Below are 393 nucleotides of genomic sequence, written 5' to 3'. Positions count from 1 at the left end.
CTCCGGGTCATCGCGGTGGGCGTCGAAGATCGCGTTGGCAAGGTGGGCCTCCTCGAGCTCGGCGGTCGTGACCGGGCAGGCTAGCCAGGCGTGGTAGTGCTGGCGGTGGAGCTTGAGGACCCGGCACGTCACCGCGACCGGCACCCGCAGCGGGGCGCCGGTTGCGGCGAGCTCTCTCACGAGCGGGTAGAGCCTTTTCCCGGAAGCTGGGCCTGGGAGAGGTAGGCGGCCGCTCGGCGTAGCACCTCGTTCTCCTGCTCCAGCAGGCGGTTACGACGCTTGAGCTCGCGCAGCTCGGCCGCCTGGACGGTGGTGACGCCGGGCTTCACGCCGTCTTCGACGTCGGCTGCTCGCAGCCACTTCGACAACGTCATCTCGTGGATCCCGAAGTCG

1 protein-coding gene and 1 pseudogene are annotated in these 393 nt (G+C 69.5%); both read right to left on the bottom strand.

Features of this window, described 5'->3' with window-relative positions; translation table 11 throughout:
* Positions 1-180, bottom strand: a pseudogene (locus tag D9V37_RS19990) (IS3-like element ISAar45 family transposase); the annotation flags it as partial.
* Positions 177-393: transposase (locus D9V37_RS19985; protein ID WP_408636236.1), on the bottom strand; the 217-nt coding region annotated here is incomplete at its 5' end. The pseudogene D9V37_RS19990 and the gene D9V37_RS19985, both read right to left, overlap by 4 nt.

Source organism: Nocardioides mangrovicus, assembly GCF_003674065.1.
Lineage (GTDB): Bacteria > Actinomycetota > Actinomycetes > Propionibacteriales > Nocardioidaceae > Marmoricola > Marmoricola mangrovicus.
The sequence above is the reverse complement of the archived record's forward strand: the minus strand, read 5'-3'. Positions and strand labels throughout refer to the sequence as shown.